11 protein-coding genes and 2 pseudogenes are annotated in these 16,139 nt (G+C 68.1%); 7 read left to right on the forward strand and 6 right to left on the reverse strand.

The features are described 5' to 3' along the window. Positions 1–365 precede the first annotated feature (365 nt). Positions 366–956: a hypothetical protein gene (locus tag AB5L52_RS43810; protein ID WP_369368604.1), complete on the reverse strand. Its 591-nt coding sequence runs from the start codon at positions 954–956 to the stop codon at positions 366–368. Between the two features lie 689 nt (positions 957–1,645). Between AB5L52_RS43810 and AB5L52_RS43815 the strand changes: the two genes are divergently transcribed. Together AB5L52_RS43815 and AB5L52_RS43820 are read left to right on the forward strand one after the other, a co-directional pair. After that, positions 1,646–3,310, forward strand: coding sequence for an alkaline phosphatase family protein (locus AB5L52_RS43815; RefSeq protein ID WP_369368605.1), 1,665 nt, complete (start codon positions 1,646–1,648; stop codon positions 3,308–3,310). Positions 3,311–3,818: 508 nt separating this feature from the next. Continuing rightward, positions 3,819–4,550: a YqjF family protein gene (locus tag AB5L52_RS43820; RefSeq protein WP_369368606.1), complete on the forward strand. Its 732-nt coding sequence runs from the start codon at positions 3,819–3,821 to the stop codon at positions 4,548–4,550. 172 nt (positions 4,551–4,722) lie between these two features. Here the strand turns inward: AB5L52_RS43820 and AB5L52_RS43825 are convergent. The 3 genes and pseudogenes from AB5L52_RS43825 to AB5L52_RS43835 all read right to left on the reverse strand — a co-directional run. Next, positions 4,723–4,865: pseudogene (locus AB5L52_RS43825) on the reverse strand (lysine transporter LysE); the annotation flags it as partial. 313 nt (positions 4,866–5,178) lie between these two features. Then, the gene (gene lpdA / locus AB5L52_RS43830) at positions 5,179–6,582 is read right to left on the reverse strand and encodes a dihydrolipoyl dehydrogenase (protein WP_369368607.1); all 1,404 of its coding nucleotides are present in this window, start codon (positions 6,580–6,582) and stop codon (positions 5,179–5,181) included. A gap of 58 nt (positions 6,583–6,640) precedes the next feature. After that, positions 6,641–7,048: a hypothetical protein gene (locus tag AB5L52_RS43835; protein ID WP_369368608.1), complete on the reverse strand. Its 408-nt coding sequence runs from the start codon at positions 7,046–7,048 to the stop codon at positions 6,641–6,643. A 671-nt stretch (positions 7,049–7,719) separates the two neighbouring features. On the opposite strand from AB5L52_RS43835, the gene AB5L52_RS43840 reads away from it, so the two are divergent. Then, positions 7,720–8,268: a carbonic anhydrase gene (locus AB5L52_RS43840; protein WP_369368609.1), complete on the forward strand. Its 549-nt coding sequence runs from the start codon at positions 7,720–7,722 to the stop codon at positions 8,266–8,268. A gap of 166 nt (positions 8,269–8,434) precedes the next feature. On the opposite strand, the pseudogene AB5L52_RS43845 reads toward AB5L52_RS43840, so the two are convergent. After that, positions 8,435–8,671 (reverse strand): annotated as a pseudogene (locus AB5L52_RS43845) (hypothetical protein); the annotation flags it as partial. A 97-nt stretch (positions 8,672–8,768) separates the two neighbouring features. On the opposite strand from AB5L52_RS43845, the gene AB5L52_RS43850 reads away from it, so the two are divergent. The 4 genes from AB5L52_RS43850 (at position 8,769) to AB5L52_RS43865 (ending at position 15,768) form a co-directional block, all read left to right on the forward strand. After that, entirely contained in the window at positions 8,769–10,445 is a 1,677-nt protein-coding gene (locus tag AB5L52_RS43850) for a CocE/NonD family hydrolase (RefSeq protein WP_369368610.1), read from the forward strand. A 664-nt stretch (positions 10,446–11,109) separates the two neighbouring features. After that, positions 11,110–11,871: a hypothetical protein gene (locus tag AB5L52_RS43855; protein ID WP_369368611.1), complete on the forward strand. Its 762-nt coding sequence runs from the start codon at positions 11,110–11,112 to the stop codon at positions 11,869–11,871. Positions 11,872–12,466: 595 nt separating this feature from the next. Next, positions 12,467–14,611, forward strand: a complete 2,145-nt coding sequence (locus AB5L52_RS43860; protein WP_369368613.1) for an MMPL family transporter — start codon at positions 12,467–12,469, stop codon at positions 14,609–14,611. 365 nt (positions 14,612–14,976) lie between these two features. Then, entirely contained in the window at positions 14,977–15,768 is a 792-nt protein-coding gene (locus AB5L52_RS43865; protein ID WP_351033228.1) for a DeoR/GlpR family DNA-binding transcription regulator, read from the forward strand. 51 nt (positions 15,769–15,819) lie between these two features. Here the strand turns inward: AB5L52_RS43865 and AB5L52_RS43870 are convergent, their stop codons facing one another. Further along, positions 15,820–15,969, reverse strand: coding sequence for a hypothetical protein (locus tag AB5L52_RS43870; RefSeq protein ID WP_369368614.1), 150 nt, complete (start codon positions 15,967–15,969; stop codon positions 15,820–15,822). Positions 15,970–16,139 lie beyond the last annotated feature (170 nt).

Here is a 16,139-nt window from a genome sequence, read left to right on the forward strand (position 1 = left end):
AGCCTTTACGCCGGCCGGCCTGCCACGTCGTCCCCGCCTGGCGGGACGCCGGGGGAGAGCGCCCGACAGTTCCTCCGGTTGGCTGGGCGCGACCCGGGGACTACCGGGCCCCGCTCGAAGTCCGTCCGTCCTGGCCGTCGAGGTGGTGGTGTTTGTGGCGCGGTTCGCGCATCCCCCAACTTGGCATCGGGCACTGCCGTGTTGGGGCTGCATAGGGTACTGCGGCTCCGCCGCCCGACTGCCGGGGCCAGCGGTCCCGGTTGCGCATCCGGTCTCCCGGGACCCGCCAGGGGACAGGCGCACTGTCGCAGCCGCCGATCTGGCTGTCGCCCTGCATGAGCTACCAGGTGCCGCTGAGACGCACGTCAGGCCTGGCGTAGCTGCGGAGACTCTCCCAGTGGCTCCGGGCGGAGCGGCTCCAGCAGCGTGTGCAGGTTGCGGTAGAGCCGTTGTGCATCGAGGTCGTACGCCTGGCCGCGGGTGTGTCTGAAGCCCACGGCCATCGCTCCCATCAGCGGCGCCCCTACCAGGCCGATGACCAGCGGCGCGATGGTGAGGGTCAGCGCCCCGGCGATGAGGATGCCGAGCATCAGCAGCGTGACGAAGCCAAACGACAGCGGAAGCATGACCGCGGACATGGTCTCCAGCATCACTCCGGAGACCAGCAGCACACCGTCGTCCCCGTCCGGATCTGGCACCTGATGCAGCCGACCACGAAACTTGGCATTCTGGTTGCGACTTGGCACGTTCAACGCGATCGAGCCGTCTGATCCGACACGGCAGCCCGGCCAGGCACCGACCGACGGGCGTCGCTCGTGCAGAACCGCCAATGCCGTGTCGTGGTCCAGGCCGTCTGCGGCAAGCCGCCAACTGCCATGCTCGCGGCGGCGCTTGAACCTTGCGTCGCCATTGCTCCGCTCGCGACGCCGGTGGCCGCGGGCCGACCGCATCTCCATCCTGACCACCCTCGCCTGTTTGACGAGTCGACGTTACCGTCTCCAGCGAACCGCCCAGGGAGTGGGTTGCCGCGGTCATCGGCCCCTTGGCGGCAGCGCACACGAGGGCGGAGACAGGCTTCGGCGCTGTCGGCTCCCCGCTCCCGAGGTCGCGGACGGGACGACCCTGATGTGTCCTTCCCTCCCACCTATGTCAGCACCGGTGGCTTCACCAAAACCGCCGTAGCCTGTCGATCTGGTCCGTTCCCGTGGGGCCGGGCATTGCGACGGCGCTGTTCCGGCCGCTGCACGAGGGTGGTGCGCTTCCACGGAAGCCGTAGATATCCGCCTGCAGCTGCCCTCGAAGGGCAAGGCCTGCATGGCCAACGGCAACTACGGCGGAACCGCCTACGCCCCGAGGGGCCGGTATGGCGAGCCGGACGGACGGATCACCGTGATGGGAGCGGTGCTCGCCTGGCAGGAGCCGGGAGCATGGCCGGTCAGCTCGGTGCGGGCGCACCTTGCGCGGGCTACGACACTGCGGGCTACAACACCGCGGGCCGTGGGCACCTGGCGCGCGGCTTTGCGTGTCCACGTGACTTTCTTGGTCAGAACACGGCACGGAAGTCCGCTTCCGTACACGTTCGGCCCTTCGGATGTCCCCGCACGCACCACATGCCGCCCCCTCCCGCACTGCCTGAGGAGAACCCTTGTTGCGACGTTCGGCCCGTACGGCCCGTACGGTCACCGCGGCGGCCGCCGCGCTCGCCGCCGCCGGCGCGCTCACCGCCACGGCCATCGAGCCCGCCTCGGCGCACACGCCCGGACACCCGGCCGCCCGGCACGTCCTGCTGCTGTCGGTGGACGGCCTGCACCAGTCCGACCTGGCCTGGTACATCGCCCGCCACCCGCAGTCGGCACTCGCCCGGCTCGCCGACGGCGGCGTGGAGTACACACACGCGAGAACCACCATCCCCTCCGACTCGTTCCCCGGCATGGTCGGCCAGCTCACCGGCGGCAACCCGGGCACCACGGGCGTCTACTACGACGACGGCTACGACGCCGCCCTGCTCCCGGCCGGCACCACCAAGTGCGCGGGCGCCAAGTCCGGCGCCGAGGTCGACCTCACCGAGGACCTCGACAAGAACAAGGACTCCATCGACGCCGGCCAGGGCCTGACCGGGCTGCCCGGCAGCATCCTGAAGATGACCGGTCACCCCGCAAGCCTCATCGATCCGACGAAGCTGCCGGTCGACCCGAAGTCCTGCGCGCCGGTCTCCCCGCACGCATACCTGCGGGTCAACACGGTCTTCGACGTGGCCCGTAAGGCCGGACTGCGGACCGCGTGGTCCGACAAGCACGTGGCCTACGACATCCTCAACGGTCCCTCGGGCAACGGCATCCAGGACCTGTTCGCCCCGGAGATCAACAGCACCGCCATCGGCTACCCCGCGGGCGACGACTGGACCAAGGACAACGCGGCGACCGAGCAGTACGACGGCTACAAGGTGCAGGCCGTGCTCAACGAGATCGACGGCTACGACCACAGCGGCACCCACAAGGTCGGCACCCCGGCGGTATTCGGCATGAACTTCCAGTCCGTGTCGACTGCCCAGAAGCTGCCCGCCTCCGACGGGCTGGCCGGCGGCTACAAGGCGAAGGGCGTGCCCGGCCCGCTGCTGGAGAAGAACCTTGCCTTCGTCGACAGGGAGGTCGGTGCGTTCGTCGCCGAACTCCGCAAGCGGCACCTGGACGGCAGCACCACGGTCGTCCTGTCCGCCAAGCACGGTCAGTCGCCGACCGATCCCAAGGCGCTGACCCGCATCGACGACGGCCCCCTCCTGGACGGCCTCAACGCCGCATGGAAGAAGGCCCACCCGGGCTCCGGCGACCTGGTCGCGCACGCCGTGGACGACGACGCCATGCTGATCTGGCTCACCGACCGATCGAAGGCCGCCACCGACTTCGCCAAGGCGTACCTGCTTGCCCAGTCCGGCACCGGCAACGGCATCGACGGCAACGCGAAGCCCTTCATGGCGAGCGGCTTGAAGACCCTGTACGCGGGCGCGGACGCCGCCCGGTACTTCCACGTGCGGCCGGGTGACTCCCGGGTGCCCGACCTGTTCGGCATCAGCCAGTACGGCGTCGTCTACACCGGCGGCAAGAAGAAGATTGCCGAGCACGGCGGCGCCCACGCCGACGACCTCGACGTTCCGCTCGTCGTCTCCGGCGCCGTCACCCCGCACGACGTCCGGGTCGCCGCCCCGGTCGAGACCACCCAGATCGCCCCGACCATCCTGCGGCTCCTCGGCCTCGACCCGCGGACCCTGGACGCCGTACGCGCCGAGCACACCCCCGCACTGCCCGCGCGCTGACCTCACGATCTGCGGGCTGGGGAGCCACTCCCTGGGCTCCCCAGCCCCTGGCCGGTCCGCACGCAGGTCGCGGACCCTCGGGCGCAGACGACAAGGCCTCCTCAGGACGATCACGTAATTCCCAAGGTAATGGCTGCAGTTGAGAGGAAGCGCCCCAGGAGGTGCCCCGGCAGAGTATCCTCCTGCCCGTCCAGGGTGGGCACCACAGCCTCATCGGCCGAGAGCAGTACACCACCGTCGCCTTCAGTATCGGCATCAACGGTTCACAGCGCCGCAGGCACAGCCGCGGCCCCACAGGGGCGGCATCCGTGACCACGACCAGCCTCAGCCGGACGCCTGTGTCTCTGCCGATGCCGCCGCCGTACGACCGGCCGAACACCTATCCCCAGACCACCCCGGGAACGCCTGAGTCTCAAGCCTCATAGGATCGGCCTACCGGTGGCGGCCAGTCGCCTGTCATGCTCAAGTGATGCGGAAGCCCACTCCCGACGGTCCTCGCTCCCCTGACATGACTGTCTCCCCGGACGCTCCCGTCGGCATACGCTTCCCGCTGCTCACCCAGCAGTGGCTGGATTTGACGTTCATCCACTGGGCCGTCGAACCGGCCACGGTGGCACACCTGTTGCCGACCGGGACCGTGCCCGACATCCACGAGGGAACCACCTACGTCGGGCTGGTCGCCTTCCGCATGCACAAGGTCGGCTGGTTCCGGCTGCCCGGGGTGCCCTACCTCGGCTCGTTCCCGGAGACCAACGTCCGCCTGTACTCGGTGGACACGCACGGCCGCCGCGGTGTCGTCTTCCGCTCGATGGACGCCGCGCGCCTGATCCCCGTGGTGATGGGACGCATCGGCTTCCACCTTCCCTACCTGTGGTCCCGTATGGGTGTGCGCGCCGCCGACGACACCGTCACCTATACCAGTTCGCGCCGCTGGCCGGGCGGACGCGGCGCCTACAGTCGCGTCACCGTACGCACAGGTGAACGCATTGACGAACCAACCGAGTTGGAGCACTTTCTCACCGCCCGCTGGGGCATGCACAACCCCCTCGCGAGCGGGGCCGCGTACCTGCCCAACCACCATCCGCGCTGGCCTCTCCACCGTGCCGAGCTCATCACCTGCGAGGAGAATCTGCTCACCGCGGCCGGTGTGCCCGCGCCGAGCACCGCCCCGGTCAGCGTCCTGTACTCACCAGGCGTCCCGGTCCGCCTGGGCCGCCCCGTTCGCCTGATCGGCTTGTGAGAGACCTGATCGGGTGAGCCACTCGGCTCGTGGCTGTCTACAGCCGGTCCAGCGGGGAGTCGTCCACGACTCCAGGATGTCGAGTCCATTCACCCGGCGACAGCCATCTCCGCATCCGCGTACACAGCCCCTGCCGGGCGAGAGGAGAAGGTCTGATGGGGATACCAGCCTTGGCGGACGCGGCGAACGCTGCGTGGACGAACCCACCGCGCTGCAGGTGGCTGGGAGCCGGCCCAGGACCAGAGCCGCGAAGCAGATCACGGTGAGCGGGTTCATCATCGTGATCCCCCACAGCCCAGGATAGGCGCGGGGCGGGGGTCGGCCAGCGCCTCGCTGTCTCCGATCGTGAGGCCACCGCGAACTCCTCGTTCGGCGGCGGTGTACACCCCTACCCCCGCGCCGAGTTCTCGCAGCCGCACCGCGAGTGCCATCAACGGTCCGAGGTCCCGCGCACCCCGCATCGGATCCGCAGGTGGCGGGAGTGGTGCGGCACCGGGACGAGCTGGGTGACGTCGCTGCGGTTGCCGCCGGCGGGTGTGACCGCGAGCGCAGCACGAGCAGGATGTGCTGCCGGGGGACCAGCCGTCATCCGTAGTTCCACCGCAGTGGCACGTAGGGGTGCCCTTCGTCAGAGGTTGATCATGTGTCCCGCGAGTCCGTGCAGGGCGTCCTGCACCGCCTCGCTCAGCGTCGGATGGGCGTGGACGTTCCTGATGAGTTCGTTCACCGTCAGATCCCACTTCTGTGCCAGGGTCAGCTCCGGGAGCAGCTCGGTGACATCCGGGCCGATCAGATGGGCGCCGAGTAGTTCGCCGTAGCGGCCGTCACCGACCAGCTTCACGAACCCGGCGGTGTCGCCGAAGCCGTGTGCCTTGGCGTTGGCCGTGAAGGGGAACTTCGCCACGCGGACGTCGAAGCCCTGGGCGCGTGCCTCGGCTTCGGTCCAGCCGAAGCTGGCGATCTGGGGCTGACAGAACGTGGCGCGCGGGATCATGCGGTAGTCGAGTTCCATGGTCTCGGCGCCGGCGATGCTCTCGGCGGCCACGACACCCATCGCCTCGGCGGTGTGAGCCAGCATCAGCTTCGCCGTGACGTCGCCGATCGCGTAGATGTGCGGCTGGCTGGTGCGGCAGTGTCCGTCGACGTCGATGGCTCCGCGGTCGGTGAGCCGTACGCCGGTGCTGGAGAGGCCGTAGCCATGGGTACGCGGCTGGAAGCCGGTGGCCTGCAGCACCTTCTCCGCCTCCAGGACCTGCTGCCGGCCGCCCTGTTCGACCAGCACGCGGACCTGGTCCTCGGCTTCCTCGATGGACTGCACGCCTGTGGAGGGCAGTACACGGATGCCCTGGCGCTTGAAGCGTTTGGCGAGCTCGGCAGAGACCTCCTCGTCCTCCAGCGGCACGATGCGGTCGAGGAATTCGACGAGCGTGACCTCCACGCCGTAGGAGCTGAGCAGGGTGGCGAACTCGACGCCTATGGCGCCGGCGCCTGCGATGATCAGGCTGGCCGGGAGGCTGTCGGCGAGGATCTGCTCCTCGTAGGTGACCACGCGCTTGCCCAGCGCCGTACCGGGCAGCAGCTTCACGGTCGCACCGGTCGCGATGATGCAGGAACGGAACGACAGGGTCGCTTCGCTGTCGCTCATCCGCACCTGGAGCGTGTGCGGATCGAGGAAGGTTCCCTGGCCCTCGAATTGCGTGATCTTGTTCTTGCGCATGAGGTAGGTGACGCCCTTCGAGCGCCCCTCGGCGACCATCCGGCTCCGCTCGTACGCGGCCCGGTAGTCCAGGGTGACGTCCCCGCTGATCTTCACCCCGAACTTCTCCGCGTCGTGCAGGAACAACTGCGCGACCTCGGCGTTGCGCAGCAGCGCCTTCGCCGGGATGCAGCCGATGTTCAGACAGACACCGCCCCAGAACCGGCCCTCCACGATGGCCGTGTGGAGCCCGAGCTGTGCGCAGCGGATGGCGGCCACATATCCGCCGGGGCCGGCTCCGAGAACCACGACATCGAAGTCACTGTCCGTGCTCATCCGCCCACCTCACGGTTACTCTCGGACGCAGCCGGTCCTCGCGCTCTCCCGCGCGCCCTCACGCGGTCGGGTAGAGCAGCTCCTGCGGGCCCGACAGCGCCGCGCGCACCTGGCGAGCGGTCTCGTCGTCGGACACCTCCGGCTCGTCGTGACTGATCGCGTCCATCGTCTTCGCGACCACTTCCACAGCTTCCACCTTAGGAGCGTCGACCGTTACGGTCGCGTCGGCGTCGGCGTCGGAGTGGGCGTCGGAGTGGGCCTCGGCGTAGCCCACATGCACGCCGACGACGCTCTTGCTGCAGCGGCCGCGGTCTGATCGGGGTCGGTGAGCGTCGAGGCGCACGGCTTCCGCCCCAGGCTCGGTGAAGTCCTCGGGGCGGCGGACACTCGCATACACCTTGGCGGCACCCCGGGCCGGCAGAGCGCGAGTGAACCCCGGCTCGAATCCCCGATTCGCTCCGGTCACGAGTGCGACCGATCCCTTGCTCTCCGTGCTCCGCGCCCTCATTCCAGAGCTTTCGCCCCCTGCGCGCAGCGTCAGGACGGCGCCAGGTCCGACATCGCCTCGTCCGCCGCGGACACCCCGCCCACGGCCCGGAGGCGCAGGAGGGCCCTGTGCGCGCCGTAGGCGTGAGTGAGTCCCTTGGGGCGGCCTTGCGGGTGGAGACTGTTGCCTCGTCGAGCAGGGCGTCATCGGGGAGACCCGTCTCCGAGCACCAGGTCGAGTTCGCCTGTGGCCAAGCCCGCAAGCGGGGTGGGATCCCCACTGTCCCTGGCGCCGGCGCCGGTACGGTGGGCACAGGCGTGTGAGCCCGTTTCTGTGGGCCGTCGGGGGGAAAGAACCCGCGCCCGCTTGTGTCTGCCGCCAGACCGTCCCACCACGCTGAACAATCGCCCTGATCTGTAGGCAGGCACGGGTTCGTACGGCGCAGAGGGGACCGACCGATGGGTGCAGGTGGGCGTTTGGACCGTAGAGCCCTGCTCGCCGGCTCACTCGCGGGCGCCACGGCCGCCCTTGCGGGGTGCTCAGCGACGAGCGCCGCCACGTCGGCGACCAGCAGTTCGCCCTCGCCCTCTCCGCGCCCGACCACCCCCGCCGCCGCGTTCGCGAGACTGATGGATGGCAATGGACGCTGGGTGAGCGGAAACCTCCAGCATCCCGACCGGGATCCGAACCGGCGTCAGCTCGTGGCTCAGCAACAGGAGCCCTTCGGGGCGGTTCTGTCGTGCATCGATTCCCGGGTGCCGCCGGAACTTCTCTTCGACACCGGACTGGGCGACCTCTACGTGATGCGCACGGGCGGCCAGGCGGTCGGTCCGGTGGTCACCGGCTCTGTCGAGTACGGCCCCATGACGAGCGGCACCCCGCTCGTCGTCGTCCTCGGGCATCAACGCTGCGGCGCCGTCAAGGCGGCGTACGAGGCCCTGCATGACGGTAAACCCCTGCCTGGCAACCTGCAGGCGATCGTCAAGGCGCTGCGGCCGGCGTACGAGCAGGCGGTGCGGGAAGGCGGCGCCGACCCGGTCGAGACGATGACGAGGACCCAGGTCAAGCTGACCGCCGGCGCACTTCGCTCCAACGAGGACCTTGCCCCACTGGTGCGCAAGGGCTCTTTGGCGGTAGTCGGCGCGTACTACTCACTCGACACCGGCAAGGTGGAAGTCCTGGGCGGCACACCCTCCTGAAGGTGCCCGCCGCACTGGCGGACACCTCGGGCCGGCCGGCCCGGCGGCTGTGCTCACCGCATGCCGACGGCGGGCAGTTGCCCGACCCGCTCCGGGACGGTGTTGCAACCCTGCGGCGTTGGTTGCCGATCCATGTCCCGAGCCGGAGCTGCCACTCCTCCCGGTCCTTGCCGACGATCCGCTCGATGCGTTTCATCGGCACTTGCAGGTGTCCTTCGCGCTGGCAGTACTGCTTGGCGGGGGAGTAGTTGAGCGCCCATCTGTCGGACTGAGTGCGGCGGACCTCCGGCTTCTCTTCGTCGCTGGCGGGCTGGATCCGGAGCCAGAGGCGGTGGCCGGGTGGGTGTGCGTTCTCGTTTCGGCAGCGGTGGCTACCGGCCAGTAGATTTGGCTGATCAGGCACTCCTCGCAACCACTTGAGTCACTTTAGGCTCCGATCACCACACCGGATGGATGCCGACGGGGCATCACGGTCCGATCCGATCCTGATGGGGACATCGATGACGCGTTCCGGCCGCTTCCGTACGCACCGGGTCCGGGTCCGGGGCTGGCTGGCGGGCGCTGCGGCGGTGACCTCCGTCGCTCTGTGCGCGAGCATCGGCACGGCTCCCGCCTCAGCCACAACGCCTCCTGCGCGTTCGGCGGCCGCCGTCGCAGCCAGGCCTTCCTTCCGCCTGGCCGACATTCCCATGAAGGACGGTGTCGTCCTCAAGGCCGACGTCCTGACACCCGCCGCGGGAACACCTGGTGCCGACTCACGCGGTCGCTATCCCGTGATCGTGCAGCCCGCTTCGTGGGGGCAGAGCGACCTGGAGTACGTCGCTCAGGGCAGCAAGCTGGCTGCTGACGGCTATGTGGTGGTCACGTACACGGTGCGCGGATTCTGGCTCTCCGGCGGGCGGATAGACGTCGGCGGGCCCACGGACGTCGCCGACATCTCCTCCGTCATCGACTGGACCCTCGCCCACACCGAGGCCGACCCACGGCGCATCGGCATGCTCGGCCTGTCACTGGGCGCGGGCATGTCTTTGCTGGGTGCCGCCTTCGATCCCCGGATCAAGGCGGTGGCCGCGTTGAGCGCCTGGGGTGATCTGGTCGACTCCCTTTACAGCGGCCAGACCCGGCACCTGCAGGCGGCGGCACTGCTCAACGCCCTACAGGTGCCGACCGGCCGTCCGGGCGCGGAGTACGCGCGGGCTCTGGCCGACCTCTACGCCAACCGCGACATGCCGGACGTCGTCAACTGGGCCAGGGTACGGTCTCCCGGGACGTACGTGGATCGCATCAACGCCCACGGTACGGCGGTCCTCGTGTCCAACGCGTGGAGCGACAGCGTCTTCAACTCCAGCCAGATGACAGGCTTCTACCAGAAGCTGACCGGCCCCAAGCGCCTGATCATGCGCCCCGGAGACCACGCCACCCAGGAACTGACCGGATTCCTCGGCATGGACAACGAGACCTGGGCGAACGCGCGTGAGTGGTTCGACCAGCAACTGAAGGGCAACGGCGGCACTTCGGGTGCCCATGGCGCACCAGTGGAACTGCACGTCAGGCCTGGCGGCGGTGAGGAGGACTATCCCGGTTGGCAGGCTGTGAGCTCGCGGACCCGGTCGCTGCCGCTCGGCCGTGCGGACGTCTTCGGCACCGGTGCGCTGGATGGTCCGGCCGACACCGGATGGCGCACCTCGATCACCGGTGGCATCGATTCCGGGGCGGACACCGGGTTCACCGAAGTGTCCGGGGTGCTCGACCAGACCGCCTCGTTGCCGCCGATCGTCGAGGTTCCGCTGCTGCCCCGGTTCGCGGCCGCCGTCTGGCAGTCGGCGCCCTACCCGTCCCTCCAGCGCATCCGCGGTGTGGTCAGGCTGCACACCACCGTCACCTCCTCCGCGTCGCAGGGCACCGTCTTCGCCTACCTCTACGACGTGAACGCACTCGGCGTGGGTAAACTCATCTCGCACGCACCACAGAGCTGGTCCGGCCGTGCTCCGGGGCAGGCCTTCCCGCTCGACGTCGCGCTCTTCGCCACGGCCTACGACCTGCCGACGGGCCACCGGCTGGCCCTCGTCCTCGACACCAAAGACCCCGCGTACGGCGACAGCACCCAGCTCGGCAGCGACGTCTCGTTCAGCTCCCCGCAGACCGATCAGTCCCGTCTGGTGCTGCCTCTGCGTTGACCGGACGATGACCGACCAGGATCCCGGGGAGCTACTGATCGGCAGCCCACTGTGCACCCGCGTCCCGGTGCTGTCTGGTGGGCTGCGTTGCTTGGTGGGCCGGGGGTCGGGATGTGTGTCCGGGGCGGATTGCTGGTCGGTGTTGGTGGCGGGTGAGTTGCTGCTGACGGGGCTCGGTGCGGTTGCCCTCGATACGTCAGCACTCACCTGATCGCCTGCAACGACATGGATGGCACCACCACCACCACGTGGACGGGACCGGCGGGTCCGGGTCGAAGATGAGCTTGGCAGCAGCTCTGGAGTATTCAGTCTGACGTGACGAGCGCCCGCCTGGACGGAGCTGTGCGTCACGTCCAAGGAGCGTCCGTCAGCGGGTCTCGCATGTCCAGGTACTTGCTGCTCGGTCAGCTACTGCGTGGCACACCCTTCCGCTCGCCAGACGCTCTGGACGGCATTGCCGGTCAGAACCGTGGCGTCACCGTACTGCCAGGATTGACGATCCACGCTTGCGTGTCTTCTCTTTTGTCACGTTCGGATAGTTTTCCCTGATCCGTGATCAGAGCACGGGTACGGGCCGTTCACTCTGGTAGTGACCCACCCTCCAGGTGAGCCACAGGCCGCGCCGGCGACACGGCAGACAATCTTTCTGGCCCGGAGGAGCCGAATGACGCTTTCCCACCGTGCACAGCGCCCCGATGCGCGGCTGATCTTTCGGCTGCGCGGCGGCAGGCTCATCGCCTTCCGCTATCTTTACCGGCGGCACTACGCCGCGGCGTTCTCCTACGCATACTGCTGCCTCGGGGACAGCGCTCATGCCGCGCAAGTGACCGAGCAGGCCTTTCACTCCCTGTTCTGTCAGCTGACGTCGAGACCTGCTCAGACTTCCCGACACGCGGGATGTGTACGGCTCCAAACGCTTACCGGCGTACGCAACATGTCGGTTCAGCATCTCACGCGAAGTGAGATGTGCATGGGCGGGACCGGTTTCAAAGCCTGGGTGGCACGTGGAGCGGTGTGGCCGGTCACCGACGATCAAAGGTGGCTGACCGCCTTCCGGCAGCTCTCGCTACGGCAGCAGCTGGTGCTGTGGCACGCGATTGTGGAGGCGGAGGCGCCTTCCAGCGTGGCAGCCATCGCTGGGCTGGCCCTTCACCACGTGCCGCAAGCGCGTGTCGACGTACTCGATTCGCTTCTCCGTCACTTCCAGCCGACGGGTGATGGCGGTCCTGTCGGCCGGCTGGACGGCCTCCGCGGCCCGCACTACTGGGAGAAACGTTTCACCATGGAGGGGTACGTCAGATCGCACCTTCCTCGGATTCTCCTGGGGTGGTGGCCGGGCGTGCCTTACCACGACGTCAAACACCACGTGCCTGCCTGTGACACGGACCCCTGGTTCCTGCGCGATGCCCTACGCAGCCAACGGTAACGACATGACCGAGATCGAGATGTGTCCGCCCCGACCGTCATCGGAGCCGGTGCCGATCGCCGCCGACTTCCCACTGACTCTTCTACTGAACGCCCCGCAGCGCGTACTCCAGGGCGAAGCGCATGTCAGGGCGATGGAGAGCCGCGCAGAAGAGCCCCTCTATCCGCCGAAGTCGACACCGCACCGTCTGCAGGTTCCAGCGCGCTCAAGAGCCACCGCTGGACCGATGACCGGCCAGGGTCCCCCGGAACAACTCGTGGGCCGAGGACGGCCGCTGCGGGCACGAATCCGCCGGCCGGCCGTCGTGGCCGCCGTGTGCTCTTGGCGCGCCCAGCGGCATGTCTCTCCTCCTGTCTTGCCCGTGCCGCGTAACCAGTACGTCCCCCAACGGCGGCGGCACCGTATGTCCCTCAATCTCATGACGTTGTCGAGGGGACCTCGCAGGGCGTCGCGGTCGAGTTCGTGCAGGCGAGACGGTCATGCGTAAGGGATTCGTTACCTCTGGGAAGCGGTTGGCAGTTGTCACTTGTTAGGAGTCGGTGTGGGACTCGCACGTCGCCGGAAAGTTCGCCCGGCGCTGGGGAAATGGGCGGAGGTGACCACAGCACACGCGCGCATCACGCTGATTGCCGGGACACTGCTCACGCTCGTCGCGCTTCTGGTGGGCCACGGTGCCGGTCGCCATTTGGACGGCGATGTGGAAGGCGATCCGCGGGCCGATTCGAGCATCGGAGCTCGCCTGCTGCGTGCCCACTTTCCCGCTGCGCAGTCCAATCTGACACTGCTGGTCAGCACGCCGGGGAAAGTCGACAGCCCCACAACACGCCTATACGGGCGGAGGCTTACCAAGGCGCTCATACACGAGCCAGGCGTGCAGGTCATCGCATCCTACGGGGACCAGCGCCGGCCTGATCTGATGTCCGCCGACGGTCACCACGCGCTCATCCTTGCGCACGTCGATGAAAGCTCGGCTCGTCTGCCTCGCACCCTCGATGCGGTGTCGCGCGATCTGGAGTCCGTCCGCGGGCGTTTGGAGGTCCGGATGGGCGGCTCGGCCACGGTGGGGCAAGCGATTCAGGACACCATTCTGCACGACCTGGGCGTTGCGGAGCTGATGGCCTTTCCCGTCGTGATCGCTCTTCTCCTGCTCGTCTCCCGAAGCGTGGTCGCCGCTGCCTTGCCTCTCCTGATCGCCGTGTTCGCCGTCGAAGGGGCCAACGCTCTGCTACGGGCACTGGCTCCCTTCACGTCGGTTTCTGTCTTCGCGCTCAACTTGACCACTGCCCTGGGCATCGGTCTGGCAGTCGACTACGGTCTCCTCCTGGTACGCCGGTATCGGGAAGAGGTGCTGACGTACGGAATGAAACGCGACGCCGTCATCGCCTCCGTGGGCCAAGCCGGCCACACCATCGTCGTCTCTGCGGCCATCCTCGTCAGTGCGCTGACGACGCTGTTGCTGTTCCCCCTGCCTTTCCTCCGCTCCATGGCATACGCGGGTATCGCCACGGTCACGCTCGCCGCGTTCGCCACGGTGACGCTGCTTCCCCCGGTGCTCGTCCAACTCGGTCAGCGGATCGACACGGTGGGCGCTTTGCCCAGGGCGCGCAGTCCGCGCCATGCGGTGCCGTCCGTCGGCGGGGAGGGCTGGGTCACGGCAGTGCGCTGGACGGCACGGCACGCTCTTGCGGTCGCATCCACCACTACCATCGTCCTGGTCCTGTTCGGCGCCCCGTTCCTGCATGCTCGCTTCGACGTGAGTGACGTCAGGCAATTGCCCTCGCGAGCCCAGGCGCGCATCGCCGAAGAGCGCATCACATCGGTCTTTCCGACGCAGAGCGTGGACATCATCCTGGCCTCCGCAGATCAGCGGGCTGTCGCCGGCTACGCGCGTCGTCTGTCCACCTTCACCACGGCGTACACCGTGGACGCTCCCACCGGGCGATATGCGCACGGGCTGCTCACCGGTCCGCCGCAGCCCGCGCGCTCGTCAGGCGGAAGCTCATGGATATCGGTGAGCGCGCGACCGCGGACGCCACCGGCCGAGCTGGAGACCCTCGTCCGCCGACTGCGCGATGTGGAGGCCCCGGCCGACCGGCATGTCACCGGCGTGGCGGCGATCAACCTGGATACGCGCGATTCCATACGAGAGGTACTTCCGTACGCGGCAATCGCAGCCGTGACCATGACCCTGTTGCTCATTCTTCGTCTGACGCGGAGCCCCGTGCTCACAGTTCAGGCAGTACTCCTCAACGCTCTGAGTCTTGCGGCCATGCTCGGCGCGCAGGTCTGGTGGTTCCAGGACGGAAGCCTGGCCCAGACGCTCGGGTTCACACCCACCGGTTCCCTGGACATCGGGGTCTCGGTCCTCATGGGCGTCCTTGCCTTCGGTCTGTCGATGGACTACGGGATCTTCCTCGTCTCCCGCCTGGCCGAAGAGCGCCGTCGGCGGCTCGATCCCTATGCAGCGCTGGAGGAAGCGGTCCGGACAACAGGAGGAACGATTTCCTCCGCGGCCGTGATCCTGGCGGCGAGCATGCTCGCGGTGGCAGGTTCCCGCATCACCAGCGTCAAGATGCTGGGGATCGGAGTGGCGCTCGCCGTACTGCTTGATGCCATGGTCGTGCGCGCCCTCCTCCTGCCGTCCGTCCTTGCCTTGGGGGCCGCACGGACCAGGCTCACGCAAGCCCGTGCCGACGCCCCGGAGAGCCAGAGTGAAGACCAAGCAAAGCCGCAGGCTTGATGTGTGCGGCGACGCTCGCCCTCACAGAACAAGCCGAAGCCTTCACCTACACGCAAGGAAGCAGCGGCTGTCCAGCATGTCCCGGAGCCAATCCGTCCGGATGTCGCGGGATGCACACCTTCGTGGCAGCGGTGAATCTGTGCGCACGCTCTTCTGCGGTAGCCCCCGCTACGGGATCATGTACGGCACGATGACACACAAAGTCAATGCTTACAATTGATTGCTTATGGGGATTTTCGAGCAGAAGAGAGCGGCGAAGGAAGGGGATATGGCCATCGCTACAGGCGAACCAGGGCCTTCTGCGACTCCCCGTGTCCGTACGATCGAAGTGCGCAGTCGAACCCGCACCGACGAGGAGCCCGCCCATGGCCAAGCATGATCGCTGGAGCGCACTGATGGAGCTGCTGGCCGCGCAGGGGCGACTGGACGTGGAGGAGGCCGCTGCCGCCCTGGCTGTCTCCGGTGCAACCATCCGCAGGGACCTCGACGAACTGGCCGAGCAGCAGATGCTGGTGCGCACCCGTGGCGGTGCCGTCGCCCACGGGGTCTCCTACGAGCTGCCCCTGCGCTACAAGTCCTCCCGGCACGCGCCGGAGAAACAGCGCATCGCGGCCGCTGCCGCCGCTCTCATCGGCGAGAGCGAAGTGGTCGGCCTGAACGGCGGTACGACTACGACCGAGGTTGCGCGCGTGCTCGCGATGCGGATGAGTGGCGGCCGGGAGGGCAATGGCAGCGGGCCCGCCCTGACCGTGGTGACCAACGCGCTGAACATCGCGTCCGAACTGGCCGTGCGACCCCAGATCAAGCTCGTACTCACCGGCGGAGTCGCACGCCCGCAAACCTTTGAACTCGTCGGTCCGCTGACGACCGGAGTGCTCAACGAGGTCGTTCTCGACGTGGTGATGCTCGGGGTCGACGGGGTGGATCTGCAGATGGGGATCATGGCTCACCATGAGGACGAGGCCAGCGTCAGCAGGCTCCTAGCGGAACGGGCGCACCGGGTCGTCGTCGTCACCGACTCCTCCAAACTCGGCCAGCGCGCCTTCGCTCGCATCTGCGGACTGGAGCGCATAGATACCCTGGTCACAGACGCCAAGGTGTCCAAGGAGATGACGGATCGGCTGACGGAGGCAGGCGTCAAGGTGCTGACCGCCTGACCACTCGGTCGGCGATTGGGGCTGGTGCTGGGCTGGTGCCCGCCGGCCTGGTCAGATGGCGGCCTGCCGGGGCGAGCGCTGGTAGGCCACTGTGTGCGTTCCGGGTGGGGTGGGGGCACGATCGGAGGCCGGGCCCGCGATCCCGGTGACGAGCCTGCGCTCCCGTCCATCGGCGAGGAAGACGCTGGCGATCAGGTCCATCTGCCACAGCTGCGTCGGCGCGTCCCATCGCCATCGTGCATAGACACGGCAATGGACCTGGACCCGATGATTGACCAGGCCATTGCTGGTCTGGGTCCGGTGCACCTGTCGTGGCCTGGGGGAGCAACGCGGAAATCCGCAGGTCAGGCACGCAATGTGCTGATCGGCGG

Origin of the sequence: Streptomyces sp. CG4, assembly GCF_041080655.1 — a bacterium.
Taxonomy (GTDB): domain Bacteria; phylum Actinomycetota; class Actinomycetes; order Streptomycetales; family Streptomycetaceae; genus Streptomyces.

Bases quoted from the DNA above. Each gene is read 5' to 3' on its own strand.
- AB5L52_RS43810 (WP_369368604.1), bottom strand. From the start codon at position 956: ATGGAGATGCGGTCGGCCCGCGGCCACCGGCGTCGCGAGCGGAGCAAT.
- AB5L52_RS43820 (WP_369368606.1), top strand. From the start codon at position 3,819: ATGACTGTCTCCCCGGACGCTCCCGTCGGCATACGCTTCCCGCTGCTC.
- lpdA (WP_369368607.1), bottom strand. From the start codon at position 6,582: ATGAGCACGGACAGTGACTTCGATGTCGTGGTTCTCGGAGCCGGCCCC.
- AB5L52_RS43850 (WP_369368610.1), top strand. From the start codon at position 8,769: ATGACGCGTTCCGGCCGCTTCCGTACGCACCGGGTCCGGGTCCGGGGC.
- AB5L52_RS43855 (WP_369368611.1), top strand. From the start codon at position 11,110: ATGACGCTTTCCCACCGTGCACAGCGCCCCGATGCGCGGCTGATCTTT.
- AB5L52_RS43865 (WP_351033228.1), top strand. From the start codon at position 14,977: ATGGCCAAGCATGATCGCTGGAGCGCACTGATGGAGCTGCTGGCCGCG.
- AB5L52_RS43870 (WP_369368614.1), bottom strand. From the start codon at position 15,969: ATGGACCTGATCGCCAGCGTCTTCCTCGCCGATGGACGGGAGCGCAGG.